Source organism: Kitasatospora sp. NPDC057512, from assembly GCF_042802135.1.
GTDB lineage: Bacteria > Actinomycetota > Actinomycetes > Streptomycetales > Streptomycetaceae > Kitasatospora.
Genome location: NZ_JBHVET010001294.1, coordinates 1 through 1,062 on the forward strand (window position 1 = coordinate 1; position 1,062 = coordinate 1,062).

Sequence of the window (1,062 nt, forward strand, 5' to 3'; positions counted from 1 at the left end):
CAACAGGTGCCGTGCCGGCCGGGTACCACGAGTACAAGGACCCGAGCGGCTTCTCCGTCGTGCTGCCGGACGGTCTGCAGCCGACCGGGTCGGACGCGAACCGGCGGATCTTCAAGAACGCGGCCGACGGCAGCCAGCTGCGGATCGAGTGGACCACCTCGCCCGGGGCGAGCGCGGTCGCGGACTGGCAGGAGTCGGAGCCGAACGTCCGCGGTCAGGTCAGCAACTACCAGCGGCTGAACCTGGCGGCGATCACCTACCGGCAGTGGACCAACGCGGCGGACTGGGAGTGGACCAACGGCACGCCCAGGATGCACTCGCTCAACCGCGGCTTCGTGACCGGGACCCCGCCTAAGTACGGGTACTCGATCTACTGGATAGTCCCGGACGCGGAGTGGGCCGCCCAGGCCCCGGTCCGGGACGTCGTCTTCAACAGCTTCCAGCCCGCGCCGTAGACGGGCCCTAGCCGATCAGGCGCTGCTTGGCGCGGGTGAACTCGTCCTCGGTGAGCGCACCGGAGGCGCGCAGGGCGGCCAGCCGCTCCAGCTGGCCGATGAGCTGCTCGCCGGTGGACGCCTCGACCGGGGCGGCGGCGGGCCCGGCCTTCGGGGCGTTCCGGGCGGCCCGGGCGGAGGCCCGGAGCTGCTCGGCGAAGAACTCGGCCTTGACCACGTCCTCGAAGCGGTGCGAGCCGGTGAGCGCCACCACCAGGAGCACTTCGCCGTTGAGCTTGGTGCGGGTCACGGTGACGTCGGTGACGGCGGCGAGCGGAACCGGGACCGGCGGCTTCCCGTCCTTCAGGAAGAGCAGCCGATGGGTGGTCAGCACGAGCACTCCCTTGCGGAAGTGGTCGGGGTGGCGCCCGGCGGTGGAGGCGACCGGCTTCTCGCCGTCGATGACGGTCGCCTCGACGGCGCGGACGGCCTCGGCCTGGTTGGCCTTGCTGCTGTTTCCGGATGCCTCGAAGGCGGTGTCGATCAGATCGGTCCAGTCCATGGGGTCGAGCCTAGGGCCTGTCGTCGAACTCCCGTCAGCGGGGGTTCGGCGACAGGCCCAGGGAGC

Annotated in this window: 1 protein-coding gene and 1 pseudogene; one reads left to right on the plus strand and one right to left on the minus strand. The window is 71.1% G+C overall.

The window, feature by feature from the left end; all coding sequences use genetic code 11:
- Positions 1-455, plus strand: a pseudogene (locus ACFU6K_RS39580) (hypothetical protein); the annotation flags it as partial.
- Between the two features lie 7 nt (positions 456-462).
- Here ACFU6K_RS39580 and ACFU6K_RS39585 read toward each other — a convergent pair.
- Positions 463-996, minus strand: coding sequence for an SHOCT domain-containing protein (locus ACFU6K_RS39585; RefSeq protein WP_380671601.1), 534 nt, complete (start codon positions 994-996; stop codon positions 463-465).
- Positions 997-1,062 lie beyond the last annotated feature (66 nt).